Here is a 26,386-nt window from a genome sequence, read left to right as displayed (position 1 = left end):
GCGGCGCCCTTACTGGGTGCCGCCCACGGTGAGCTGATCCAGCTTGAGGGTGGGCTGGCCGACGCCGACCGGCACGCTCTGCCCCTCCTTGCCGCAGACCCCGACCCCGCGATCCAGCGCGAGATCACGGCCCACCATGGAAACCTGGCTCATCGCCTCGGGGCCGTTGCCGATCAGGGTCGCCCCCTTGATGGGCGCGGTGATCCTGCCATCCTCGATGAGGTAGGCCTCGGAGGCGGAGAAGACGAACTTGCCGGAGGTGATGTCCACCTGGCCGCCGCCGAAGTTGGGGGCGTAGATCCCCTTCTTCACCGAGGCGATGATCTCGGCCGGATCATACTGACCCGCCAGCATATAGGTGTTGGTCATGCGCGGCATCGGCAGGGCGGCGTAGGATTCGCGGCGGCCATTGCCGGTGAGCGGCACGCCCATCAGACGGGCATTCTGCTTGTCCTGCAGGTAACCCTTGAGGATGCCGTTCTCGATCAGCACGTTGTAACCGCCCGGTGTTCCCTCGTCGTCGATGGAGACGGAGCCACGCCGACCTGGCAGAGTGCCATCATCGACGATGGTGCAGTGCTTGGAGGCCACCTGCTCGCCGATGCGACCGGCAAAGGCAGAGGAGCCCTTGCGGTTGAAGTCCCCCTCCAGACCGTGGCCCACCGCCTCATGCAGCAGCACGCCGGGCCAGCCGGCACCGAGTACCACCGGCATGGTGCCGGCCGGGGCGTCGATGGCGTCGAGGTTCACCAGCGCCTGGCGCACAGCTTCGCGCACATAGCCAAACGCCCGGTTCTCCAGTCCGTCCAGCTCGAGGAAGTAGTCGTAGCCGAAGCGGCCACCACCACCGGCACTGCCGCGTTCGCGACGATCGCCCTTCTCGGCGATGACGGTCACCGAGAGGCGCACCAACGGACGCACGTCGGCGGCCAGGGTGCCGTCGGTGGCGGCCACCAGCACCTCTTCATAGACGCCGCTGATGGAGGCCATCACCTGATTGATGGCGGGATCCAGACCTCTGGCAAACTTGTCCATCTGCTCCAGCAGGGCGATCTTCTGCTGCTTGTCGAGGGTCTGCAGCGGATCCAGCGCCGGGTAGAGCAGGTTTGCTTCGGTGCGAGCCCACGCCTTCACCTTGCCCTGCGCACCGGCGGCCGCGATGCCACGGGCGGCGGTCACCGACTGCTGCAGCGCCAGCAGGCTCAGCTCGTCAGAGTAGGCGAAGCCGGTCTTCTCGCCGCTGACGGCGCGCACCCCGACACCCTGATCGATGTTGTAGCTGCCATCCTTGACGATGCCGTCCTCCAGCATCCAGGACTCGTGCCAGCTGCGCTGGAAATAGAGGTCGCCGAACTCCACCTGATGGCTCATCAGGTTGCCGAGCAACTGCTGCAGTCGCCCTTCGTCGAGGTCGTGGGGGGCCAACAGGGAAGCACTAACCTGGCTCAATAGACTCAATCTTTCTCTCCACTCTCGATGCGAGATGTCGTAACGGTTAAATCCCAGACCGTGGGTTCGCTTGGCGAAACGTCAACGGACGTCCAACCCACCATCGGGTTTGCAAGCGTCCGACTCCCCCGCCACAGGGCGAATCGAACCTGCACATGTTCATAGCAGACGGGCATGGCCCAGCACCGGCATGGTACGTTGCAGTTCGTCGACAAGACCGGGGTCCAGCGGCGCCAGCACGGTGCCGCGCCCGCTGTCCAGGCTGGCCAGCACCCGACCCCAGGGGTCGATCACCATGCTGTGACCCCAGGTCTGGCGCCCCGTCTCGTGGGTGCCGCCCTGATTGGCGGCCACCAGGTAACACTGGTTCTCGATGGCGCGGGCCCGCAGCAGCGGCTCCCAGTGCGCCTCGCCTGTCACGGCGGTGAAGGCGGCAGGCACCAGCAGCACGCGGGCGCCGGCGCGGGCCAGCCGGCGGTACAGCTCGGGAAAGCGCAGATCATAACAGATCGAGAGGCCGAGGGGACCAAACGGGGAGTCCACCAGCACAGGCTCCTCGCCGGGGCTGAAGGTTTCCGACTCCCGGTAGCGGCCGTGATTGTCCGCCACGTCCACATCGAACAGGTGGATCTTGTGGTAGTGGCCCTTGCGCTCGCCGCTGGGGTCGAACACCAGGGTACTGGTGTGGATATGGTCGGAACCGGCGATGGTGGTCGGCATGGCCCCCGCCACCAGCCAGATGCCGTAGTCACGGGCCCATTCGGCCAGTTGCTGCTGGATCGGGCCCTCACCGATGGTCTCGGCACCGTCCAGATAACCCTGCCGCTCGCCAAACAGGGCGAAATTCTCCGGCAGCAGCACCAGCAATGGCCGCTCACTCGGCAGCAGGGCCAGCTCGGCGGCGATCTGCTCCCGGTTATCCTGCCAGTTGCGGCCCGATACCAGCTGTATTGCGGCTAACCACATGAGACGCTCCTTGTCGTTGTTGCCACCGTCAGATGCTGACCGCATCGCCGGCCTGCAGGGTGTAATCCAGCACTATGATACGTTCCAGCACTGGGCGGAAGATGGCCTTGAGGGCATCGTGATCCGGGTGGGGCAGATAGTGCTGGCGGGCGGCCTCGTCGGCAAAAGTCATCAACACACTGTGGGTGAAGCCCTCGGCCCGCCCCTCCGGGCTGTCATCCCGGCCCCACTCCACCGCCAGCACGCCGCTGACCTGATGGGGGATGGCGAGAAAGGCGACGCGCACCGCGTCTATCTGTGCGGGCTGAGTGCCCGGCTTGAAGGCGATCAGCAGGATATGTCGGATCATGGCTCACTCCTTGTGATGGTGCCGGGCCGCTCGTTCAGCGCTGGGCGGGCCCCGCGTGTTTGGGGGTCAGCAGGAAGGGGGTCACCTCCTGCGTCGGCAGGTTGGGGGCCACCGCGTCGACCGCCTCCTTCTGCTGCTGGTTGAGCTTGATGCGGGCCCGATCCCGTCCCGCCTCGATCAGCTTGGGATCGTCGAGCGGGCCGGAGACCCGAAAATCGATGCGGGTGACCACGTCCACCACCGGCTCCAGCAGTTTGGAGAGCGCCAGCACGTAGAGCCCGGTGATCGGGGTCAGCGAGAAGGCCGCCACCACCGGCAGGGTGCCGCCCAGGTTGGGGGAGAAGCTCAGCTCGTAGTCGAGCCGCCAGCGCACCAGATCGGCGATACCCTCGCCGCGCAGGTTGCCGGCCGCCCCCTTCATGTAGAAGTCGCGGTTGTCCACCACCCCCTGCTTGATCTTGGCGGAGGCCGACATGGACTCGAAGTAGAAGCCCTTGTCGAACACGTCACGAAAATCGAGGCGCAGCTTGCGCAGCAATGAATCCAGGCTGAGCAGGGAGAGCAGTCGCGCCCCCTTGTCGTTGACTTCGCGCAGGGTGCCGCCTTCCAGCTGATAGTCAGCGGTGCCGGTCAGGGTCGGCACGTTGGGCCGGTAGGGCACATCGCGCCAGTTCAGATCCAGCGCCATCTTGCCGGGCGCATCGCCGATGGGCGAGGTGTAGCCGAGCCGCTTGAGCAGCAGCTCGCTGTTGTTGCTGCTGATGTGGGCGCGGGCGCGGGTCTGCATGCCGTCCACTCCGGCCAGCCACTCGGCGCTGCCGTTCAGCTGGCTGCCCGCCAGCCGCATCTCCAGCCCCTTGAGGCTCAGCTTGTCGGCTCCCGGGATCAGCTCCCCCTTCACCTCGCCCAGCGGTAGTTCGCCGAAACGGCAATCCACGCAGCTGAAGGTGAGCCAGGGGATGGCATCCATGATGGCTCTGTCCTGTCTGGCATCGGGATCCGGGCTCAGATCCGAACTTTTGCCGGACCAGTGGATGCGGGCAAATTTGGCGTCGATGGGCTGACGCTCGGACACCGGCAGGCGCACCACCCCCATCACGTCCGGGCTGTCGATCATCACCTCGGTGGCCTGATTGACCGGCCCTACGGTGAAGTGCACCGCCTTGAGGTTGGCGCTGCCGATGTCGGCGCGGGCCAGGCGGCCGTCCACCCACCACTCTTGCGGCAAGAAAGAGGGGCCCACCACCGCATTGCCGCTCGGCGCCGTGCTGGCCGGCAGCCACTGCTTGAGACGGGCCAGCCAGCCGGCCACGTCGGCCTGCTGCTGGTTGATGGCAAGCAGCATGGGCCGGTCGCGCATCACCCGGGCGCCGGGCTGCCCCACGTCCACCCGCACCCGGCTGAGGTAGGGCACGCCGTCGCCGTACACCAGCCGGCTCTGCATATCCACGTCGGCCCCCAGCACGGCGCGGATGTCGGCACTGCCGTCGCGGCCACGGGCGGTCACCTTGAGCGGCAGCCGGCTGCCGGCCGCCTTGGCGAGCGGCGCTGGCAGATCCAGCCCCATGCCCTGCAGGTTGGAGTCGAGCGCCAGCTGGAAGCTGAACGGCTGATCGCTCGGCAGGGTCAGCCCCAGGCTGCCGGCCCAGTTGCCGCGTCCCTTGAGGATGTCCAGCGCCGGGATGTCCTGACGCTGGCGGCGGCTGTCCCACAGCCCCTTGAACTTGAGATCGACCTGATAGCGATTGGGCTGCTGGCGGCCCTGATAGTCGAGGGTGAGCGGCTGGTTCCACAGGCTCGCCTTGAGGTTGCTGAAGCGGGTCTGCTCGTTGTCATACTCGAGCCGCCCCTGCACCTGCTCCAGCGGCAGATCTAGGCTGGTGACCCGTACCTTGTTGTTGCTGAACAGGGCGTCGCCGCTGGCCTTGACCTCGCTCTCGCCATCCAGCGGAATATCCAGCTTCACCGAGCCCTTCATGGGGCCGCGGATCTCCACCTCCCGCAGCGCCTGACCGACCGAGCCGCCGAGCGGCGAGTCCTGCAGGTAGTCGCTGATGGCCTTGCCCTCGCCCTCAACCTTGGCGTCCACGTAGAGGTGAGCCCCCGGATAGAGGTCCGGAATCCAGGCGTGCACCGAGTCGGAGCTGGCCTTGCCGAGCTGGGTGGCGCGGCTGTTCATGTCGAGGCTGGCATTCTGGAACAACAGATCGATCTGCAGGTCGGTAAGCGGTTGCCAACCGGGGAAGAATTCGTAAGAGGCCTGCTCCAACGGCACCGCCACCTGGAAGATGCCCTCGCCCTTGCGGTAGGGGAAGTCGCGGAACTCGCCGTACCAGAGCAGGTCAGCCCCCTTGGCCTTGCCCCCCTTGATGGCCCCGCTCAGGTAATCCACCAGGCTCTTGTCCATCACCTGCAGCGGATAGTAACGATCCGCATTGCCCGCATTCTTGACGTCGATGCGACCGGTCAGGGCGAGGAAGGGGTGCTCGAACAGATCGAGCCGAAAGCGGCTGGCGAGGCTCAAGTCCGGGTTGTCCAGCACCAGATCCTGGCCATAGAGCACCCAGCCCTGCGCCACCTGCCACCAGTCGAGCCGCGCCGAGAAGCTGTCGATGGGGATCGGCTCCTTGAAGTGGCGGGCCGGGTCTATGGCATCGTTTGCCAGTTGCAGCCGGGCGCTGCCGCCGGTCGGGGTGAGCCAGAACTCACCGTTGAGGTCGCGCACGCCGGGCACGTCGTGCCAGGCGTTGACCCGGATGTGGGACAGCTGGCCGCTGACGGAGAGCCCCTGCCAGCCGGCATCCGCCAGCAGGATCAGATCCTGGATCTTGCCGGTCGGGCGGGTGCGCTTGAGGGTCTCGGTCAGCTCGGGATAGATCCCCGACACCAGCTGACTCAGGTTGGCGATCTGGTCCAAATCGATGGCCGGTACATAACCCTGAATGCGATCGCCGACCCGCTCGAGCTGCAACCGGCTGTGCAGCCAGGGCTTGCCGTCGAGTTTGAAGGTGACGTCGTGGCTGGCAAACTGCCACTCCTTGCCGTCCCGGCGCAGCTGGATCTTGCCCCCCTGCAGCCCGAGCCGGTGCAGGTCACCCTGTTTTTCATCCTGCCAGATCAGATAGTTGTCGCCGAACGCCAGCAACGAATCCCCCAGCTGACCGGCCTTGAACTCGCTCCAGAGCTGAAAGTCGAGCTGGCCGCTCACCTTGGGCTTCCCTGAGTGGGTACGGGCCAGCATGGGGCTGATGTCGAGCTGGCGGGCCCCCAAGTAGAGCTGACCCTTGAGCCGATCGAGCCGCACTTGGGGGGCATCTACGTCGACGATGAGATCGAGGGTGCTCTCGCCCACCCCGTTGATGAGATAGGCCTTGCCGACCCCCTGATGGCGCTTGCCACGGTTCTGCCAGCGCAGCTGGGCGATGTCGAGGGCACGCACCTCCCCCAGCGCCGTGGTGAGGCTGAGGCGGGTGTCGTGAATATCGAAGGTGGAGAGCTGGGTCAGCAGAAAGCGCAGCAGGGCCTGCTGCTGGTCGCTGCCGTTGCCGGTTTCCGGCTCCGCGGGCTGGCCCAGATCCAGCGCTATGTCGCCATCGCTCAGGATCAGCTGGCCAAATACCGGCTTGAGTTCGTTGAGGGAGCGCCAGAAGTCGAGGTGGGCCCACACCTTGCCAAGACGCAGGGCGAAGCGGCCCGAGTTCGGCGCGATCACCAGTTGCTGCAGCTCGAGGGCCGGGCCGCGCTGGGTCCAGTCCAGCCCGATGCGATCGACGCTGGCCTCCAGCTTGCTGTCGGCCAGCAGGGTATTGAGCAGCGCCTGACGGTGCTGATTGAGCAAGGGACCGCCAAAGCGCACCAGGCTGACCAGGATGGCCAGCAGCACGAAGAAGACCCCGAGGGCCAACCAGCCCCGACTCAGCCAGCGATAGACCAATTACATCATCACCACGTCGAATTGCTCCTGCCCGCAGAGGGGCTCGCTGACCACCCTGACCTGCTTGCCGATGAACACTTCCAGTTCGGCCAGGCTGTGGGACTCCTCGCCCCGCAGGTAGTCGGCCACCGCCGGGGCGGCGTAGACGGTGAACTGATCCGCGTCGTAGGCCCGGTTGACCCGGATGATCTCCCGCAGGATCTCGAAGCAGACCGACTCCACCGTCTTGACCCGACCGCGCCCCTTGCACTCGGGACACTCGGAGCAGAGCACGTGCTCCAGGCTCTCGCGGGTGCGCTTGCGGGTCATCTCCACCAGGCCGAGCTGGGAGAAGCCGTTGACGTTGGTCTTGGCGCGGTCCTTCGACAGCGCCTGCTCCAGACTGTGCAGCACCCGCCGGCGGTGATCCTCGGACTGCATGTCGATGAAGTCGATGATGATGATGCCGCCGAGGTTGCGCAGGCGCAGGTGACGGGCGATGGCCGCCGTCGCCTCGACGTTGGTGTTGAAGATGGTCTCTTCCAGGTTGCGATGGCCGACGAAGGCCCCGGTGTTGATGTCCACCGTGGTCATGGCTTCGGTCTGGTCGATGATGAGGTAGCCGCCGGATTTGAGCTCCACCTTGCGCTCCAGCGCCCGCTGGATCTCGTTCTCCACGTCGTAGAGATCGAAGATCGGCGACTCGCCGGAGTAGTACTCCAGCTTGTTGGCCAGCTCAGGCACGTACTCCTCGGTGAAGCGCTTGAGCTGATCGAAGCTCTGGCGCGAGTCGACCCGGATCTTGTCGAGCTCGGCCCCGACGAAGTCGCGCACAACCCGAAAGGCCAGGCTGGGATCCTCGTAGAGGATCTTGCAGGGCGGGTACTTTTGCTTGCGCTCCAGGATCTTGCGCCACAGGCGCTTCAAGAAAGCGGCATCCTGCTCCAGCTCCTGCTCACCCACCCCTTCGGCGGCGGTGCGGATGATGTAGCCACCCAGCTCGTCCACATAGCCGGCCACGGTGCGCTTGAGGCGCTCGCGCTCCGCCTCGGACTCGATGCGCTGGGAGACGCCGACGTGGGCACTGCCAGGCATGAACACCAGATAGCGGGACGGCAGGGTGATGTCGGTGGTGAGGCGGGCGCCCTTGGTGCCCAGCGGGTCTTTCACCACCTGCACCATGATGTCCTGCCCCTGGCGCACCAGCTCGGCGATGTTGCCGGCCTGGAACTGCTCCTTCTCCTTCACCGCCACGCACTCGGTGTGCGGCACTATGTCGGAGGCGTGCAGGAAGGCCGCCTTGTCCATGCCGATATCGACGAAAGCCGCCTGCATGCCGGGCAGCACCCGGCTGATCTTGCCTTTGTAGATGTTGCCCACGATGCCGCGCTTGGCCTGACGCTCCACGTGCACTTCCTGCAGCAGACCGTTCTCGACCAGGGCAACCCGGGTTTCGGAGGGGGTGACGTTTACCAGCAGTTCTACCGACATAAGTTACCTTGCCTTTCTAGTTTTAAATTCTGGCAGCCAAACCGGCACGTGCCCGGTGAGTAACGCAGTAAGAAACAGCCGGTGCATGTCACCGACCTATGCCTTGCCTGTGATGGCTTCAAATTCTGATCGCCTTGCTGCGAGCGGTTCGCGGAACCGGCCCTGCGCAACAAGGCAGCGGTTGGATTACCGGGACTGTTCCAGATGATGCTTGATCAGCAGGTCGGTTTCCAGCAGGGGCAGGCCGACCACGGCGCTGTAGCTCCCCTCGATGCGGCTGACGAACTTGCCGGCAATGCCTTGAATTGCATAGGCACCGGCCTTGTCACAGGGCTCACCCGTGCGCCAGTAAGCCTCGATTTCGGCCTCGTCCAGCTTGCGAAACGCCACGTTGGTAGTGACCAGTCGCACGTCGCAGCGCTCCGGGGTGGCCAGCGCCACCGCCGTCATCACCTGATGCACCTTGCCGGAGAGCGCCTCCAGCATGTCCTTGGCGTCGAGCAGGTCGGACGGTTTCTCCAGCACCCGCTCCCCTAGCACCACTATGGTGTCGGCGCCCAGCACCGGCAGTACCGTGGGGGCAGCGGCCACACCTGCCATGGCCTTGTCACGGGCCAGCCGGCAGACATAGTCCTGGGGCTTCTCGCCCTCTTCCCGTTGTTCCGGCACATCCAGCTTGAGCACCTCGAAGCGATAGCCCAGCTGGGTCAGCAGTTCATGACGGCGGGGTGAGCCCGAGGCAAGATAGAGTTGCAGTTCGTTGTGCTTGTTCATAATCATTTCGCGAGCCAGGGTACGGTTACAATACGTTGTTTTTACTCATATTCACTTGATATTGAAGCGCCGGCGCACCTTGCGCAAGACCAGGAAAACCCAGGGCCATATTAGCATCGTACTCAGGGTCGACCAAAAGTAGGCGAAATTGAGGCTGGCGCGGCTAAACAGGTGCTCAGCCCAGAAGATGGTCACCTTGCCCACCAGCGAGAGGCAGCCGATGATCAGCGCCTGTTGCCAGAGGGAGAAGTTGCGGATCTTCTGGAACTGGAACGCCGCCAGATAGGTGGTGATGGCCATCGCCATGGCCCGCACGCCGAGGGTGCTGCCGAGCAGCACATCCAGCAGCAGGCCCGCCACCCAGGCGGTGCCGACGTTGGTCCGGTGTGGCAGCGCCAGCGCCCAGTAGATGAGCACCATGGCGAGCCAGTCCGGCCGGAAGGGTTCGAGTTGGAAAGGAAGCGGCAGGATCGACAGGCTAAGGGCCAGCAGGATCGAGATCCAGATCCAGATCCTGCCGCTGGCGGGTTGTAACATCAGCGCGTCGCTCCCGCAGCCGAAGGTGCCGCAGCCGGGGCTGCCGCAGGGGTCGGCGCCTCTTCATCGTCATGCACTTCCGGTTTCTTGTCGGTCCACAGCAGCAGCAGATAGCGCAAGCGGTCCAGCGCCACCAGCGGCTTGGCCTCGACCTGGGCGAAGGGCTTGCCCTCCACGTAGTCGGAGCGGGTCACGGTCGCCACCGGATAACCTTCCGGGAAGCGGCCGCCCAGGCCCGAGGTGACCAGCAGATCGCCGACCTGCACGTCGGTATTGCGCGGCAGGTTGCGCAGCTCCAGCTTGTCGAGCTCGCCGCTGCCGGAGGCAATGGCGCGCAAGTCGTTGCGCAGCACCCGCACCGGGATGCCATGGCTGGAGTCGGTGATCAGCAGGACGCGGCTGGTGGTGGAACCCACGTGCAGCACCTGACCGATCACCCCCTGATCGTTGATCACCGGCTGGCCGTTGTAGACACCGTCCAGCGCCCCCTTGTTGATCAGCACCTGATGGCTGAAGGGGTCGGAGTCCACCGACAGCAGCTCGGCCACCATCTTGCGGGACTCCTTGTGCACCGGCGAACCCAGCAGCTCGCGCAGACGCTGGTTCTCGTGCTCCAGATGATCCATCTTGAGCAGGCGCGAGCGCAGGGTGAACAGCTGTTGTTCCTGCTGCTTGGTCTGCTCGATGAGGCCGGCCCGGGTCTGCACCTGGGTCGACATGGTATCGAGCATGATACCCGGCGCATTGGCCATGTATTGCAGCGGGCTGACGAGCGAACTGAGGTAGACGCGGACGTGGCTGAACACACCGAAGCGGGAGTCCGCTACGATGGCAGCAATGGAGATGATGACGGCGAGAAACAACCGTAACTGAAGCGAAGGGCCTCTACCAAAAATGGGTTTCATGGGTCGTCAAAAAAGAGCCGGCACGCTGGCCGGCTTTGGGTCTTATTCGTAGTGGAACAGATCGCCACCGTGCATATCGATCAGCTCCAGTGCCTTGCCGCCACCACGGGCCACGCAAGTCAGCGGATCTTCGGCAACCACCACCGGGATGCCGGTCTCTTCCATCAGCAGACGGTCGATATCCTTCAGCAGGGCACCACCACCGGTCAGCACCATGCCGCGCTCGGAGATGTCGGAGGCCAGCTCGGGCGGAGACTGCTCCAGCGCCACCATCACGGCGGAGACGATGCCGGACAGCGGCTCTTGCAGCGCTTCCAGGATCTCGTTGGAGTTCAGGGTGAAGCTGCGCGGCACACCTTCAGCCAGGTTGCGACCACGTACTTCGATCTCGCGCACCTCTTCGCCCGGATAGGCGGAGCCGATCTCGTGCTTGATGCGCTCGGCAGTAGCTTCACCGATCAGGCTGCCGTAGTTGCGACGCACGTAGCTGATGATGGCTTCATCGAACTTGTCGCCGCCGATACGGACGGACTGGGAGTAAACCACACCGTTCAGGGAGATGATGGCCACTTCGGTAGTACCACCACCGATATCAACCACCATGGAACCGGTCGCTTCGGAGACCGGCAGGCCGGCACCGATGGCGGCAGCCATAGGCTCGTCGATCAGGTAGACCTCGCGGGCACCGGCCCCCAGAGCGGATTCCTTGATGGCGCGACGCTCAACCTGAGTGGAGCCACACGGTACACACACCAGCACACGCGGGCTGGGGCGGAAATAGTTGTTGTCGTGAACCTGCTTGATGAAGTGCTGCAGCATCTTCTCGGTCACGTAGAAATCGGCGATCACGCCGTCTTTCATCGGGCGAATGGCGGAGATGTTACCAGGGGTACGACCCAGCATCTGCTTGGCGGCATGGCCGACGGCAGCGACCGATTTGGCGTTCCCGCGCTCTTGGCGAATGGCGACAACTGAGGGTTCGTTAAGGACGATCCCTTGATCTTTTACATAGATCAGGGTGTTGGCAGTTCCCAAGTCGATCGACAGATCGTTGGAAAAGACGCCTCTGAGCTTTTTGAACATGGCTACGGGAAATCCTAAGAATTTGGAGGTGCAGAAAACCGGCTAACTTTACCAATGCCCACCCCAATCGGCAAGCGCTCAAACTGTCGCCAACCCATCGGGCGCGACAAAAATGCGAGTCATCACTCACCCGCACAAGCCGACAAACGCTAATAAACAAGGGGATAGGGGGCGAAGTTGACTGATCCGCCCCAACTCCCCGCTCAGTGCATCACTTCGCGCCGATAAATAATTCTGTCATTACCCCGGCTGGAGCCGAAGATGGCCTCACCCAGCAGGCTGTTCGAGTCACCCGGATCGGCCAGCCAACGCGGCTGTTGCGGTTGTTTTTCCAGCACGATGCGATATGGCACGCGTACCGCGAACTGAGGAGCAGCAAAGTGGAATAGCAACTCACCCTTGTCGGCCTTCCCTACGACGGCCCCTGGCGAAGGGGCTCCCAGTCCCACTCTGATCCTGGCCGCCGCTCCCAACACCAGATCGCCACTGGCCGCATCATAGTGCTGGGTATCATTGGTAAAGAGCACACCGTCATTGGCCAGCGAGAGCGTGCTGCACACATCTGCCTCATTGCGGCTCCAGGCGCCGTTCTGGTAGTACTGCATCAGCAAGGAGAGCGACAGCGGCTCGCTGGCGGCTCCACGATCCGTGCCGGCCAGCACTCTGCCGTAGTAGGCAACCATGGTGTCATCAACCACTGCCGGGATGCTCAGCAGCTTCGCATTGCAGGTCACACCGACCTGGCAGTCACCCGACACGCCTGTGTTCATGTTCATTCCGGTCAGGGTCGTGATCGACGGGTTTTCACCATCGATGACACGCAACCCGAATCGCAGCTTGAAAAAGGGCTCTTCCGGCGTGGTAAGCGACGGCGTCCGCTCTGCCAAGCGGGCAAACCGGCTGCTGCCATCGAAAATGACTTCGCCAGCCTGCCAGTTGGTCACCAGGCTGCCGATCCTATCGGTTCGATCGACGCCGTCCTTGTTGTCGGCAGCGACCAGATAGACCAGCCCTCTGGCAAAGGCGTCGCGGTAATTAAGAGTCACCCCACCCTGCTTGTTGCGAGCCTGCAGGCGCATCTTCACGCCAAACGGCTGACTCATGTAGCTGAAACCACCACAGGCGGGGGTCACGGTCCCGCTGAACAGATTAAAGTCCCAGGGTACGAAGCGTCCCACTGGCGCGCTGCTGGCGGGAGGGATGGTGTAGCCGAAATAACCCGTAGATACAGTGCTTCCCTCTGGCGGCGTTGCCACCGGTGGCGTCGCCGTCATCCTGAACACCCCCACCTCGCTCACCGTCTGGGTGACACTGTTGAGGCTGTTGCTCGCGGGAACATGGTTATAGGTAGCCGTTCCCACCGTGGCATTGGTGCCGGGGTTTGGCGCGACCAGGGTGCTGCCCAGGGCAATCTTGGGCAGGACAAAGTTGGGAGTGGTCTGATTTCCGGCACAGATATCCCCATCGTTGGCAGATTCCCAAGCCATCGCCTTGATATCTACCTGGAAGGTGTCTCCCGCCTTCTTGAACACCGGGCAACTGCTGTCCCCTGCCGCACAGACGCCTTGCGGGGGTGTAATGCACAAGCCGACCGGACGCGCTACAAACTGATCCGAACCGAGCATCACCAGCCCCGCTTCATTGCCCGTGCCGTCGTAGCGAGCATCCAGCTGGACCTTGCCGGCATCCGGATACTTGACCGTGATGCTCGACTGTCCCTGGGCATCGAAGTTGAGGGAAAACGCGGTGGCATTACCCTGGCTGGAGCCGATCAGGGTGTTGTTGACGCTCATTCCGCTGTTGAAGCTATTGCTGGCCGGCGAAACATAGCTGCTCCAGAACTTGACACTCTTGCTCTGATTGGCAAAACCCGGCACGCACTGCTTGGTCACGTCGCTCTTCTTGACCGCCTTGATGGCCACCGTCTGCGGCTGGTTCGAGTAGGTGTCTGGCACGTCAAAGACGAAGCCGCTGTCGGCAAAGTTGAGGGTGCAGGCGGCGCTGCTGAGCGCCCCGCCGCCCGACCGGCAGAGGGTGGTGCTGAGCGGTTTGGTCGAGGGCGTCGAGCCGCTGACGCCCACGGTAACCGACCCGGCAGTGTTGTTTCTGAGCTGCAACGTGGTGGTGCCGCCGCTGAAACTGACCACATTGCCCCCGATCCAGCCGCCACTGGTACTGCTGGCAGGAAGCAGACTGGCGCTGACCTGATCGGTGATCAACTGGCTGCAATCCGGATTGGCGCAGGCCCGGATGGTAAGGGTTTCCGGGTTGCAGGTCAGCGCATTGCCACTGTGGTCAAATTCGAAGTGATCGATCTGGGTACCCACCGGGCTGGAGCGCAGGGCGCAGATCCGCACGTTGTCGATCTCGTGGAAGTTGGTCACCGAACCGGTGGAGCCGGTCAGGGAGAGCAGGAAGTTGGTCGGCACCGCCGCTTGACCAGTCTGGCTCGTCATGTTGATGGGGCCGACCAGGGTGCTGTAGCCCGCGCCGGTATCCCGCTCGACGGTGGCCAGCGAGTTGCCTGCGGAGCGGGAGTCGACCGTGATGCGATAGCGATGGGGGCGATTGCTGTTGGTACCGCTGTCGACGGGCGGATTCAGGTTGCTGGCCGTCCCCGTCAGATAACGATAACCCGAGGTGCCCGACCCCGAACCACGGATGGAGACCGCCTGCGGCCGCGACCCCAGGTTGGTACTTCCCCCCTCGTTGGCATAGTTGCCGTACTCGTCGAGCCCCACCCCGAGCCAGCCGCCGGCAAAACCGCTGATCCCGGTCTTGTAGCCATAACCCAGCGGGCCGCCAAAAGCACCTGGCTGCGGCGTCAGGGTGGCATCCGAGAGCACCACCGCCATGCCGTCCGCCCCGCTCGTACCGGAAGTCTTGTAGGCATATTGATCGAATTCGACCGTCACCAGGTTGCCGGCCCCCGGGAAGAGGCGCTGGAAGGTAGCCGAAGTAGCCTGATTGGTGACGTTCTGGGTGAGGCGCAGGCGGCCGTTTTGTACCGATGGCAGGGTGCTGTTGTTGCGCTGGGCCACCACCCAGCTGTCCGGGTTGATCTGGGCGCTGTCGAAGCCATCGGCGAAGCAGGTCAGCATGGGTGGCAGCACCGCCGTATTGATGCTGGACTGGGCATCCATCTTCAGATAGCCGGCCGTCACCTTGCCATAGACGGTGGCATTGTTGTTCATGCTGAGCAGCCCGTCGGTATAGAGGTAACCATAAAACGTGGTGCTGTTGTCGATCACCATGTTGTTGTAGTTAACCCAGATGAGGCTGCCCTGGTTGTTGGCGTTGATGTTGACCGTATTGACCAGCTTCACGTCCTGATTGACGAAGATCCGGGTGGTCCCACTGCCTGAAAGACGGATGGAGCCGTTGTCCAGGTTGAGGCGGTCGATGAAGTAATCCCCCTCGCCCAGCACCAGGGTCGCGTTGTTGCGCACCGTCAGCGTTTTGAACTGATAGGTGCTGCGACTGGGGAAAGTCATGGTGCAGTTTTCCACCGTCATGGTGTCATAGGCTGCGCTGGAAGCACTCTGCGAGCCGGACGAACAGGTCTGGACCGTATTGGCACTGTTGGAGGGGAACACGTTGTTGCCACTCAGCGCCAGCCCCCGAATGTCGCTGCCGGTGACGGTACAGACCTTGTAGCCACCCACGCCGTCGTCGCAGCGCCGCGTATTGTTCTGATCCGGCTGGATGGAGCAGAAGTTGAGTGGCAGCCCGCCGCTGCCATTGATCTTGGCGTTGTTGAGCTGGCCCAGTTGGTAGCCGTTTATTTGGTAGCAGGCAGTACTGCTGTCACCATGGTGGCCCTGCACCACGGCCGGGAAGAGCGAGCCGGTATCGATGGGATCGAACGCCCAGACCTGGCTAGTGAAGAGGGCCAGCGCCCACAACCATTTCATCATCAGCCTCCGTCATACGCTTCGACCATCAGGGTACGGCTCACCCTGAAGTCTGGACTGGCGCCATCTAGATTGTCGTCGCCACAGCTACCGACGCTCTCGAGCCGGTAGCCGGTGCTCGTCACGCCGTTGTAGGTCGTGGTCACGGTGCGGCACTGCACCACCGCCTGGCAGTCGACCAGCCCCGGATTGCCGGTGAAGCTGATCGTCTTGCTGAGCTCGCACATCGCAGGTGGCTGGGCTGCCTGTCGATTTGGGAACAGTCGATAGAGCGCCACTTCCAGCCCGCTCTGGGCCGCCAACAAGGCACGCACGCTACGCACCTCCACCGTATTCTTCTCGCTGCTGTCGAGCAAAAAGCGCCCCATGGCTGCCGCCAACATGGCCATCACCACGATCACGAACAGGGCGATCATCAGGGCAGTGCCCCCCATCTTCTTGCTCTGGCGCCGCTCAGGGAACATTGAAGACCCCTAGCTTGTGGTTGAAGGTGACCGCTTCGCCCTTTCGTTCGAACACCAGCCGCACGCCGAAGGCCCCTTCAGCATTGAAGGCCGAGACCTCTCGATAGAAGTTGCCGGCACGAAGCGACTCGGCCATCAGCACACCCGTTGCAACAGGGGCTCCGATCGCGGCACTGGCTCGCGTCATCGTACTGCCTTCCACGCAGTAGCGTACCTGCTGATTGGCAAAATAAACCCGGCTGCCGGGCGAGATCCCGGCCAGGGTCTCACCACTGGTATAGCGAACGGTCTGCGCCCCCGATACCGGCGCCAGCACCTCGGTGACCCAGGCGACACAGCGGCCATATTCACAGCCATTGACCAGCGAGCCGGCTGCTGACGTCGGCAGCGGGAAGACCACCATCAGGTCCCCTACCTTGACCGCATTGGCATCCTGACTCATGGGATCGACGGCCGAGGCAGGAGTCGCCATCACCAGTTCCAGGGTAGATGTACTGCCGGACTGGGCCCGGTTGAGAGCAAGATAGCGGCTGGAGGTGCTGATGGGCCAGAAACGCAGGCAGGGACCGCTGTAATCCCAGCTGCCATCCAGGGTTTCAATCCGCTCGGAACCCGGCAGCGCATCGCGCACCTCGCGGTTGAGCCGCTCCATGGCGAAGCGGGCATCGCTCATCAGCTGTTCGCGGCTACTGGCATCACCGTAGATCTGGGTACCTATGCCGATGAACTGGCTGGCGAAGGTGGCCATGATCCCCAGCAGCAGGATCACCATCACCAGTTCGATCAGGGTAAAACCGCCCGGCGTCCGCATCAGTAGTTGCCCCGATAGAAGGAGAAGTCGAGCACGCTCTCGTCCGGCAGGCGCACCTGCAGATCGATACGCTTGCCCACCGAACAGGGCGACGCACAGTTCTTGAAGTTGCCATCGCTGAAATCCACCGGGCTCACCGCAATCCTGACTTGATAGTTGCGATACTCGTCGCTGGCGATGATGCCGCCGCTCTGGGTGTAGAAGCTGGCAGCTTTCCAGCTGCCGGCAGTATCGAAATCGTCCACGTCGTTGAACATGTAGGGGGTGGCTTCACCGTCTGGACCATAGTTGGTCGAGCAGGCGGGGATGGTGACGCCAGCCACCGTCTCACCGCAGCGATAGCGGCCGCCATTGTGATCCGACCGCTCATCGAACGATGTTTGCTGGATCTCGCCAGCCAGGCGCTGGGCCAGCTGGGCACCACGCACCTGCTGCACCGGGTCCACCGCCTGGGGAGCCTGGTTGATCAACAGCCCCAGGATGCCGGTCAGTGCTACCGCCAGCAGCACTATGCCGACGATCAGCTCAATCAGGGTAAAACCGCGCTCAGGGGCTCTCATGGATATAGCCCTCGGACTCTATCTTGATGCGGCCGGTTTCGCGGCCATCGCTCACCAGCAGGGTACAACCCGTGGCACAACTGCCGAGCGGTCTTCCCATCTGGTCAAAACGGATCACGAAACTGCTGGCGTTATTGAGGGAAACCGCCAGACCGGCGGAAGGGGTCACAAGGCGGCCACGGGTGCGCTGATTGTCGCTCCAGCCGGCCATGGGGTCGGGGGCCGGACAACCAGTGCCGGTCGCCGCCAGCGTGATATGGGCAAAACGGGAAGCCTCCACCACCAGTTGGGTACAGCGATCGGCGGGTTCATGCATGTTGATGGTCTGCACCAGCCGTAGCCTGGTCAGCAGTTCATCACGAAGGGTTTGGGTTTCAAAGCCGCCTTTGCCCAGCAATTTGGGCACGGCAAAGGCGGCCAGAATCCCCAGCAACAGGATCACGATAACCAGTTCAATCAGAGTGAAACCTCTGCGCATTGAAATCTCTTATAAAAGGCGAGGCACTTGGCCTCGCCTTTTATCTATCAATCACAACCGTTCAAAGTTGTCGCTGCTGCGGAAGTTTCGGATGCAGCAGTGTAATTCACAGTACATTTGGAACTACTGGTCGAAAAGACATAGGAGTTCCCAGACACTTTACCACTCCAAGAGCCGTCAATTGTGACTGCATTCTTGATCCCATCATCAGTTGCTTCCGGATAACCATAGGCAGTTTTAATATCTGTACCGTCAGAACCAGTAACCACTGCGCTGCTCGCACGCTCTTTACCTTCCAGTGCTGACTTGCTGTAAACCAGCTGAGCTGAGCTGCTGACTGCGGCCTGTACGCCCTGAGCAGCAGACTTCTTGGCATCATCCTGCAGATTCAGGAACTTGGGAGCAGCGGTCACTGCCAGGATACCCAGAATGATGATCACGATGACCAGTTCGATCAGGGTAAAACCCGCCTGTTTTTTCATATTGCTTTCCTCTGTCAATTGATATTGGTGGTCACCTGACCGGAAGCCGGACGGTAACTAAAACTCATGAATGCATCAGTACTGCCTTGCGGATCCTGATACTTGCCATCACTACCCTTACTCAAACTATTGACCAGATAGTAGCGGCAGACCGAGTCCAGGCCGTTATTGGTCACACTGACATAGTATTTCAGGTCATTGCCGCTACCACGCACCTCGCTGAAGCTGGCGGTAGCCTTGGGCGGGTTCTGCAGCAGACCCTCCCAAATCTTGAGACAGCGCGGGGCCGTCAGGTTGGCCGGATCCACGTCGATGCCGCCACCGGCCGAGGTATCCATGGGATAGCCGGGGGAGAGCTCGCCGTTGCTGACCTGGGTGTCGGTCGGCGTGGTCAGATAGAAGCGTGAACCGTCATAGAGCACGGTGTTGAGGCTGTCCTGCTTGGCGCGCCCTTCGGCCTCCCATTGAGCCCGCACCAGCGACACGCCGGTAGCAAACCCGCCGGAGACTCCCTCCACGCTGGCTTTCTTGGCTTCGTCCGTGACATCGAGAAAGCGGGGCAAGGCGGTGACCGCCAGGATCCCCAGGATGACGATGACGATCACCAGCTCGATCAACGAGAAACCCGCTGCCCGATGGGGACTCGCCACACCGGAATATCTTGGTACCAGTCGCGTTGTTGTCATGGACCCTCCGTAATAACCCGCATTATTTCATGCAGATATAGAAAAATCATTTAACTGAATCGCAAAATGAGCCTCATTCAGGGCTTTTGCTGCACTCTGCCGTCAGAAAATTGATAAATCAGCCAATTATTCTCCCAGCCGAACTGGCACCCTTCGCCATCCAGGCTCGCCAGGACCTGCACCGGCGGCTGGGTCGACGCCGTGGTACCGATGAGTTGCTCCCACAACCAGCGGCAGTTTTCCGACGGCGTCATCGCTGTACCGGCACCCAATGGCCAGCCACGCTCATCAAACTGCCAGGCCATCCCATCGGCATGCAGCACGGCGGGACGCCGCTGATCGAGCCAGAGCCCGTGCAACCTTTGTGCACGCTCGGCAAATTGCTCCCCCAGCAGGGTCAGGCTAATGGCCAGCGCGTCCTCCCGGTGGACAAGATAGCTTCGGGCCAGGGGCGCCACCATGATCAGCAACAGGATCCCCACGGCCAGCCGCCGATAGCTCCCCAGCCAGTGATCATCCTGTTGTGACTGTCGACTCACCCATCTCGCTCCACGCTCTGCCGCTTACCCATACCGCCCACCTCATTGCCCGGTTACTTGCTGCGCACGGCCCACATCATGCCCCGCCTCAGTGACGGTAAAGATACCGGCTTACTTGCCACGCACCGCACGCATCATGCCCCACCTCAGTGACGGTAAAGATACCGGCTTACTTGCCGCGTACCGCACGCATCATGTCCCACATCGGCGTAAAGATGCCCAGCGCCAGGATCAATACCATGACCGCCACGATCCCGATCAGGATCGGCTCGATCCGGGCGGTAAGGCTCTTGAGGTCATAATCCACCTCCCGCTCGTAATACTCGGCCGCCTCGTGCAGCAGATCATCCACCTGGCCGGTCTCTTCCCCCACCGCGATCATCTGCATCACCAGCGGGGTGAACAGGCCGCTGCTGCCAGCGGTGCGCAGCAGGCTCTCGCCCCGCTCGATGCCGGCCCGCATGTCGCGGATCCGGCCCGCCATCCAGGCGTTGTCTACCGCATCGGCCACCAGGCTCAGCGCCGTGTTGAGCGGCACCCCGGCCTTGAGCATCATGGAGAAGCTGCGGGCGAAGCGGGCCAGCAGGGAGCGCTCTATGATGGTGCCGACGATCGGCAACTTGAGCTGCCATCTGTGCCAGGTCAGCTTGCCCTTGACCGTACTCACCCAGCGCCGCCAGCCGAACACCATGGCCAGCAACACACCGAGTATCACCCACCAGTAGTGCACGAAGAAGTGAGAGGTGGCGAGCAGGATCCGGGTCGCCAGCGGCAGCTCGACGCCAAATTTGGCAAACATGCCGGCAAAGACCGGGATCACCATGATGTTGAGGATCACCATGGCGATGCCGATGGCAATCAGCACGAAGCTGGGGTAGCGCATGGCGGTCTTGATCCGCTTGCGGGTTTCCAGCTCCAGCTCGAAATAGTTGGCAAGCTGCAAGAACGCCTCTTCCAGCTGACCCGTGTTCTCCCCCACGTGGATGATGGCCACGAACAGGCTGCTGAACACCCTTGGGTGGGCCTGCATCGAGCTCGACAGCGGCCGGCCGTTGCCCAGATCCTCTCCCAGCGCGTGCAGCGCCCGCTTGAGCGGCTTGCTGTGGGCGCTCTCCTCCAGCCCGGCGATGGCGCGCAGGATGGGGATGCCGGCCCGGGTCAGGGCATACATCTGGCGGCTGAACACTACCAGCTCGTCCAGCCGCACGCCCCGCTCCAGCAAGAGGGACCAGTCGAGGGCGGCCGCCTTCGCCTTGCCGGGTTTCAGCTCGGTCGGCATCACGCCGCGACGCATCAGCTGCTCGGCCACGGCCATCTCGTTGGCCGCGTCCACCACCCCGCTGACGGCATTGCCCTGGCTGTCGCGCCCCTTGTAGGCAAAGCTGCTCATGGTGCGCCTCGCGCCAGCCGGCCGCGTTCATGGCCGATGAAGTTGGTCATCACTTACCCCAGGTCCTCCGCCAGCCGTAGCACCTCGTCCACCGAGGTGATCCCCTGGCGGGCGTAATCGAGTGCGGTCAGTGCCAGCGGCCGGTAGTGCGGGTGCTGGCGGGCCGCCTTGGCAAACCCTTCGGCGTCGTTGCGACGCAGGGAGTCCATCATGGACTGATCCAGCTCCAGCAGCTCGTACACCCCGATCCGGCCGGCATAGCCGGTAAAGTTGCAGCTCTGGCAGCCGCGCCCCTTGTGATAGACGTGCTGGCCCGGCGCTTCGCCGGAGAGCACTGTCAGCCAGGTGGCCTGGCCTTCATCCGGCGCCTTCTCCTCGACGCAGTGCTCGCATACCCGCCGCACCAGCCGCTGGGCCACCACGGCCCGCAGCGCGCTCGCCACCAGATAGCCGGGGGCCCCCATGTCGATGAGACGCAGGGCGCTGGTGACCGCATCGTTGGTGTGCAGCGTGGTCAGCACCAGGTGACCGGTGATGGCGCCGCGCAGGCCGATCTCCACCGTTTCGTTATCCCGCATCTCGCCCACCAGCAGGATGTCCGGGTCCTGACGCAAAGTGGAGCGCAGCACGTGGGAGAAGGTAAGTCCGATCTTGGGATTGACCTGTACCTGATTGACCCTGGGCAGCCGGTATTCCACCGGATCTTCCACCGTGATGATCTTCTGGCTGGCCTGGTTGAGCTCGGAGAGGGCGCCATAGAGGGTGGTAGTCTTGCCGCTGCCGGTCGGCCCTGTCACCAGGATCATGCCGTGGGGTCGCTTGAGCTGACGCCGGAAGCGGGTCAGGATCTCCGGCGGCATGCCGGTCTCGGTCAGCGACAGGATGCCGGAAGATTGGTCCAGCAGCCGCATCACCACGGATTCGCCGTACTGCACCGGCATGGTCGACATCCGCACATCCACGTCGCGGCCGCGCACCTTCATGTTGAAGCGGCCATCCTGCGGCAGCCGCTTCTCGGAGATATCGAGGCCGGCCACCAGCTTGAGGCGCAGTACCAGCGCCTGGGCGATACGCACCTCGCTCAGGATGTTCTCGTGCAGGATGCCGTCGATACGCTGGCGAATGCGCAGCACCTTCTCGTCCGGCTCGATGTGAATATCGGAGGCTCCCACCTGCACCGCATCCTCGAACAGGGAGCGCAGCAGCTTGGCCACCGTCGCCTCCCCCTCGTCACCGGCCCCGAGGTTGCTGGAACCCAGCTCGAAGCCGGCGTCCTGATACTCCTCGTGCAGCTGTTCGGCGAAGCTCTCTATTTCGCGGGTGCGGCGATAGAGGCGGTCGAAATACTCCAGCAGCTGGCCTTCCCGCGCCACCGCCAGCCCCATCTCCCGCGGGCGCAGCAGCGCCGCGATGGCGTCGAGGGCGCTCAAATCGGCCGGATCCGACATGGCTACCGTCACCTTGTTGTCGGTGAGGTTGACCGCCAGCGCGCGGTAGCGGCGCGCCTGCACTTCCGGCAGCAGCGGCACCGCCGACGCATCGATGGTGAGGTTGTTGAGATCGAAGAAGGGTACATCCAGCTGGCGGGCGAGGAACTGCAGCAGTTGCACCTCGCTGATGAAGCCGAGATCGATCAGGGTGGTGCCCAGCTTGCGGCCGGTCTGACGCTGCTGTTGCAGGGCGAGCTGCAGCTGATCATCCGAGATGATTTGCTCTTGTACCAGCAGGTCGCCGAGGCGCATTTTCAGTCTGGGTTGTGCCATGCAAACTCCAAAAAAGTGATCCCGGCCGCCCGTCAGGGGGCGAGCTGGGCAATCCGCTGTTCGAGCCAGCTGGTCGACGCCTCGCCCAGATTGCCGTGCAACTGGGCATTACGATAGGCATCCAGCGCACGCTGGCTGTGGCCCTGACCATCTTCGGCCACGCCGAGCCCGAGCCACCAGCGGCCCTGATCCGGCTGCTGGCGCAACAATTTCACGTAAAGATCCGCCGCCTCGGCATGCTGACCCAGCTCTTGGCTCAGCCCGGCCCAAGTTGCGTAATAATCCAGATTGCTGGCCAGATCCGGTCGATGGCCGGTCAGCCAGCCGAGCGCCTTGAGCTGATCGCCACTACTGATGGCGAGCCGCGCCAGCAGCAGCCGGAAATCGGCCTGTTCGGGATCGAATCTGAGCCCCTCTTCCAGCAACTGGCTCGCCTCGCTCAGCCGACCCTCGCCGTAGAGCAGACCCGCCAGCTGCTCGCGCGCCCCCTGATTGCGGGGATCGTGGGCCAGCACCTGATAGTAGTTGTCCTGGGCATCGCGCAGTTGCCCCTTGGCCATGGCGGTGGTGGCCTTGCGCTCGGCCAGGGTGGCCAGTTCGGCCTCGGAGAGGTTGACCGTCTCTATCTTGAGCACACCGGGCTTGCGCGGCGCGGCCGCGGGGGCCTCCTGCTCCGCCGCGAGCTCGGCATAGAGGTCGGGTTGCAGCTCCTCGTCGCTCGGCCCCTCCTCATCGATGGCAGCCACCTCGGCGTCATCGGCTACGCTCTCCTGCACCTCCTGCGGCTCGGTGGTAGGCGGGGCAGCAAGGTGGCGCGGGGTTGGCAGCGCCACCACCTGACCCACCGGCTCCTGTTCTGCACTGGCCGGCACAGCTACGGGAACCGCACGGGCGATGGCGTCCGGTTTGGGCTCGCCGGCCGCCTGCAGCTGGCGGGCCTCGGCGACCTGCTGGCTCTGCTGCCAGTAGATCCAGGTACGCCAGCCCAGAATGCCAAGGGCCAGCCCGCAGATCAGGGTCAGCAGCAGCATCCACCAGCCCTGCTGGCGCACGGGCGGCACATAGACGGCACCCTCGCCCCCCTGCTGGCGCTGTTCCAGATCCTTGAGCATCTGATTGATCACGCTCATTGCCAGACTCCATAGGCGAGGGCACAACCCAGCAGCAGCACGAGTGGCCACCAGCGCCGCGGCACGAAGCGGCGGGCATCGTCGGTGTCGCGCACGGCCAGCCGCACCAGCCGACAGTCGATCTGGCGCGCCCCCTGGCCATAGGCCAGCATCAGGCACTTCTGCGCCAGTATGTTGATGAGTCGCGGAATGCCGCGCGAAGCGCGCCACAGCTGGCGCAGCGCCCGTCCGCCAAACAGCGGGGCCCCGCGATAACCGGAAATCTGCAATCTGTGCTCCAGGTAGGCCCGGGTTTCATCGAAACGCAACGGCCGCAGGCAGTAGGAGAAACCGATCCGCTGGCGCAGCTGGCGCAGATGGGGCTTGGCCAGCCTGACGTCCAGCTCGGGCTGGCCAAAGAGCACGATCTGCAGCAGCTTGCTCGATTCGGTCTCCAGGTTGCCGAACAGCCGGATTGCCTCCAGCGTCTCGTCCGGCAGCGCCTGCGCCTCGTCGATCAGCACCACCACCCGGTTCCCCTGCTGGTGCAAGGCGATGAGGTGGCGATGGATGCGATCGGTCAGATCCAGCTCGCTCTGATCCCGCACCGCCAGTCCCAGCTCCAGCGCCAGGGCGATGCGCAGCTCGGCCGGGTTGAGATGGGGATTGGGCAACCAGGCCAGCCGCACCGGCCGCTCCTCGGAGCCCAGTTCGCTCAGCAGCTTGCGACAGAGCAGGGTCTTGCCGGTACCGACCTCGCCGGTCACCTTGATGAAGCCCTCCCCCTGCGCCAGCGCCCAGTTGAGCACCTGCAGCGCCTCCTCGTGCGGGGGCAGCCCGTAATAGAAACCGGTGTTGGGGGTGAGGCCGAAGGGAGCCTCCTGCAAACCGAAGTGGTTCAGGTACATGGGCAATCACCTGCCATCTCTGCCCGGGAGCCCGTGATGGCCCCCGGCACTTGGTCAAACCGGTCCAGGATCATGACTCAGCCCTTGGGCGGATACCATTTGTCGAGCAGCTCGGAGGAACGCTGCAGTTCGTTCTGCCAGGTGTCCTTCTCCACCACTGTCGGCTTGAGCAGGATCACCAGCTCCACCTTCTTGGTGCTTTCGCGGCGGTTGGTGAAAGCCTCGCCGACCCAGGGAATGTCCCCCAGCAACGGCACCTTGCTGACGATCTCCTGCTTGTCGGTCTTCATCAGGCCGCCGATGACGATGATGTCGCCATTGTTGGCCTGCACCACGGTATCGGACTCGCGGATCGAGCTCTTGGCCAACGGCAGTTGAAGGGTCCCTCCCGAGGTGCCCATGTCGATGGTCTTCTGTTGCTCTTCGGTGTCGATGACGGAGGGGTGGATATGCAGCAGCACCTTGCCCTCCTCGTCGATCTGCGGCGTCACGTCCAGCGCTATCCCGGAGAAGAAGGGGGTTAGCTCCACGTTGGGAGTTTTGTCCGTACCCGTGGAAGTCGTGGTGATGGTGGTGGAGGCGTTGGTGACGAAATACTCGTCGGTCCCCACCTTGATCACCGCCTTCTGGTTGTTGGTCGCCGTCACCCGCGGGCTGGAGAGGGTGTTCACGTCCCCCTGGGTCTTGAGCAGGTTGACCGCCACGTTGAAGTTGCCGTCAGAAATCTTGAAGCCGGCCCCGCCGCCCAGGGCGCTGAAGATCTGGTTGGGGGTGGTGGGCAGTTGGGAAGGAGCTGCCGAACCACCGCCGGTAATGCCCTTGTTGCCATCCCAGCTGGCGGAGAGACCACTCCAGTCTACCCCCTGCTCGTAACCCTCGTTGAGGGCCACCTCCAGGATCCGCGCCTCCAGCACCACTTGGCGCTTCAAGTGGCTCTCTGACTGATTGAGGAACTCGCGCACCGCCTTGAGCTCCTTCGGATAGGCCCGAATGGTCACCAGGCCCGCCTGCGGACTGGTGATGACGGCGCGGCCGTCGCCGCTGCCGATCAGGGTCTGCAGGGTGTCGCGCAGATCGGTCCAGTAGTCGCTGTTGGTGTCGGTCTCGATGCGGGTGCCGTTGCTGTCGCTGTTCGAGCTGCCGTTGGAGGAGCGGTTGCTGTTACTGGTGCTGTTGTTACTGCCGTTGGCATTGTCAAAGCTGTTGCTGTTGCCATTGTTGTCGTTGGCCGTCACCCCGCCGGTGCTGACCGAGGTGCGGGAGAGGCCGCGCCGGGACATCATCAGGTAGTTGACCGGAATGGTCTCGGTGCGCAGCCCGGCCGGATAGACGTGGAACACGTTGCCCTTGCGCTGCACGTCGAAGCCGTACATGTCGCCCACCACGGCCAGCACTTCGGTCAGGGTCACATCCTTGAGCTCGACCGAGATCTGACCCGCCACCCCGGGGTGCACCGCCACGCTGTAGCGGGCCCCCTTGAACAGGGAGCCGAAAAACTCCACCGCATCCACGTCATGGGCGGCAATACGCAGCCGCGGTTCCGGCATGCTGATGGCCTGGGGTGGACGATTGAGCTGCAGCAGTTCGCTCTGTACCGACTTGGGTACGCTGGTCAGGGCCCCGCCCTTGTTCTGCTCGGTCATGGCATGCCTGAGTGCGTCCTTGGCCTGCACGGGTTCGGGGTGCCGGTAGCTGGTACAGCCTGCCGTCAGCACGGCGGCGGAGATCAGGCAGAGATGATGTTTTTTCATGTAATAAGTGCACCCTGACTTGCAATTGAACTCGACAAACCTGGCTCCGCCCATCCCGGGTGGA

General features: G+C 63.3%; 22 protein-coding genes. All 22 read right to left on the bottom strand.

Annotated elements, in window-relative coordinates; all coding sequences use genetic code 11:
* Positions 1 to 9 precede the first annotated feature (9 nt).
* Positions 10 to 1,458: a metalloprotease TldD gene (tldD, locus tag ACPDZI_RS01360; RefSeq protein WP_429045101.1), complete on the bottom strand. Its 1,449-nt coding sequence runs from the start codon at positions 1,456 to 1,458 to the stop codon at positions 10 to 12.
* A 150-nt stretch (positions 1,459 to 1,608) separates the two neighbouring features.
* Positions 1,609 to 2,415 carry a carbon-nitrogen hydrolase family protein gene (locus ACPDZI_RS01355; protein ID WP_118882065.1) on the bottom strand — a complete coding sequence of 269 codons (807 nt, stop codon included), beginning with the start codon at positions 2,413 to 2,415 and terminating at the stop codon, positions 1,609 to 1,611.
* 28 nt (positions 2,416 to 2,443) lie between these two features.
* Positions 2,444 to 2,764, bottom strand: coding sequence for a Dabb family protein (locus tag ACPDZI_RS01350; protein ID WP_429045104.1), 321 nt, complete (start codon positions 2,762 to 2,764; stop codon positions 2,444 to 2,446).
* Between the two features lie 34 nt (positions 2,765 to 2,798).
* Complete coding sequence (locus ACPDZI_RS01345; protein ID WP_438833877.1) at positions 2,799 to 6,698, bottom strand: YhdP family protein; 3,900 nt, start codon at positions 6,696 to 6,698, stop codon at positions 2,799 to 2,801.
* Positions 6,699 to 8,168, bottom strand: coding sequence for a ribonuclease G (rng, locus tag ACPDZI_RS01340; protein ID WP_011704378.1), 1,470 nt, complete (start codon positions 8,166 to 8,168; stop codon positions 6,699 to 6,701). It abuts the gene before it with no gap.
* A gap of 186 nt (positions 8,169 to 8,354) precedes the next feature.
* A complete protein-coding gene (locus ACPDZI_RS01335; protein WP_429045108.1) occupies positions 8,355 to 8,942 on the bottom strand; it encodes a Maf family protein in 588 nt (195 codons plus the stop codon).
* A gap of 51 nt (positions 8,943 to 8,993) precedes the next feature.
* Positions 8,994 to 9,479 carry a rod shape-determining protein MreD gene (gene mreD, locus ACPDZI_RS01330; protein WP_005308115.1) on the bottom strand — a complete coding sequence of 162 codons (486 nt, stop codon included), beginning with the start codon at positions 9,477 to 9,479 and terminating at the stop codon, positions 8,994 to 8,996.
* Complete coding sequence (gene mreC / locus ACPDZI_RS01325; RefSeq protein ID WP_011704376.1) at positions 9,479 to 10,384, bottom strand: rod shape-determining protein MreC; 906 nt, start codon at positions 10,382 to 10,384, stop codon at positions 9,479 to 9,481. The genes mreD and mreC overlap by 1 nt, the downstream gene beginning before the upstream one ends.
* Before the next feature lie 42 nt (positions 10,385 to 10,426).
* Positions 10,427 to 11,467 (bottom strand): rod shape-determining protein, encoded by a 1,041-nt coding sequence (locus ACPDZI_RS01320; protein WP_005308111.1) that lies wholly within the window; start codon positions 11,465 to 11,467, stop codon positions 10,427 to 10,429.
* A 203-nt stretch (positions 11,468 to 11,670) separates the two neighbouring features.
* Positions 11,671 to 15,381, bottom strand: coding sequence for a DUF6701 domain-containing protein (locus ACPDZI_RS01315; RefSeq protein ID WP_438834542.1), 3,711 nt, complete (start codon positions 15,379 to 15,381; stop codon positions 11,671 to 11,673).
* Positions 15,382 to 15,383: 2 nt separating this feature from the next.
* Positions 15,384 to 15,845, bottom strand: a complete 462-nt coding sequence (locus ACPDZI_RS01310) for an MSHA biogenesis protein MshP (RefSeq protein WP_438833876.1) — start codon at positions 15,843 to 15,845, stop codon at positions 15,384 to 15,386.
* Positions 15,835 to 16,656, bottom strand: coding sequence for an MSHA fimbrial biogenesis protein MshO (gene mshO, locus ACPDZI_RS01305; protein WP_438833875.1), 822 nt, complete (start codon positions 16,654 to 16,656; stop codon positions 15,835 to 15,837). Before mshO ends, ACPDZI_RS01310 begins: the two co-directional genes overlap by 11 nt.
* Entirely contained in the window at positions 16,656 to 17,216 is a 561-nt protein-coding gene (locus tag ACPDZI_RS01300; RefSeq protein WP_076361684.1) for a type IV pilus modification PilV family protein, read from the bottom strand. The genes mshO and ACPDZI_RS01300 overlap by 1 nt, the downstream gene beginning before the upstream one ends.
* A complete protein-coding gene (locus ACPDZI_RS01295) occupies positions 17,203 to 17,694 on the bottom strand; it encodes a type II secretion system protein (protein WP_438833874.1) in 492 nt (163 codons plus the stop codon). The genes ACPDZI_RS01300 and ACPDZI_RS01295 overlap by 14 nt, the downstream gene beginning before the upstream one ends.
* Before the next feature lie 47 nt (positions 17,695 to 17,741).
* On the bottom strand, positions 17,742 to 18,176 hold the full coding sequence (locus tag ACPDZI_RS01290; RefSeq protein WP_438833873.1) for a prepilin-type N-terminal cleavage/methylation domain-containing protein: 435 nt from the start codon (positions 18,174 to 18,176) through the stop codon (positions 17,742 to 17,744).
* 14 nt (positions 18,177 to 18,190) lie between these two features.
* A complete protein-coding gene (mshB, locus tag ACPDZI_RS01285) occupies positions 18,191 to 18,862 on the bottom strand; it encodes an MSHA fimbrial major subunit MshB (RefSeq protein WP_017408812.1) in 672 nt (223 codons plus the stop codon).
* A gap of 77 nt (positions 18,863 to 18,939) precedes the next feature.
* Positions 18,940 to 19,401: a hypothetical protein gene (locus tag ACPDZI_RS01280; RefSeq protein WP_438833872.1), complete on the bottom strand. Its 462-nt coding sequence runs from the start codon at positions 19,399 to 19,401 to the stop codon at positions 18,940 to 18,942.
* A 169-nt stretch (positions 19,402 to 19,570) separates the two neighbouring features.
* Positions 19,571 to 20,791, bottom strand: coding sequence for an MSHA fimbrial biogenesis protein MshG (gene mshG, locus ACPDZI_RS01275; protein WP_438833871.1), 1,221 nt, complete (start codon positions 20,789 to 20,791; stop codon positions 19,571 to 19,573).
* A 53-nt stretch (positions 20,792 to 20,844) separates the two neighbouring features.
* Complete coding sequence (gene mshE / locus ACPDZI_RS01270; RefSeq protein ID WP_429152906.1) at positions 20,845 to 22,554, bottom strand: MSHA fimbrial ATPase MshE; 1,710 nt, start codon at positions 22,552 to 22,554, stop codon at positions 20,845 to 20,847.
* A gap of 32 nt (positions 22,555 to 22,586) precedes the next feature.
* Positions 22,587 to 23,684 carry an MSHA fimbrial biogenesis protein MshN gene (gene mshN / locus ACPDZI_RS01265; protein ID WP_438833870.1) on the bottom strand — a complete coding sequence of 366 codons (1,098 nt, stop codon included), beginning with the start codon at positions 23,682 to 23,684 and terminating at the stop codon, positions 22,587 to 22,589.
* The gene (mshM, locus tag ACPDZI_RS01260) at positions 23,681 to 24,571 is read right to left on the bottom strand and encodes an MSHA fimbrial biogenesis protein MshM (protein WP_268031803.1); all 891 of its coding nucleotides are present in this window, start codon (positions 24,569 to 24,571) and stop codon (positions 23,681 to 23,683) included. Before mshM ends, mshN begins: the two co-directional genes overlap by 4 nt.
* A gap of 77 nt (positions 24,572 to 24,648) precedes the next feature.
* Positions 24,649 to 26,322: a pilus (MSHA type) biogenesis protein MshL gene (gene mshL / locus ACPDZI_RS01255; protein ID WP_252475293.1), complete on the bottom strand. Its 1,674-nt coding sequence runs from the start codon at positions 26,320 to 26,322 to the stop codon at positions 24,649 to 24,651.
* Between the last annotated feature and the right edge of the window lie 64 nt (positions 26,323 to 26,386).

It is taken from the genome of Aeromonas oralensis (genome assembly GCF_049665575.1).
In the GTDB taxonomy this organism is placed as follows: Bacteria; Pseudomonadota; Gammaproteobacteria; order Enterobacterales; family Aeromonadaceae; genus Aeromonas; species Aeromonas hydrophila.
The sequence above is the reverse complement of the archived record's forward strand: the minus strand, read 5'-3'. Positions and strand labels throughout refer to the sequence as shown.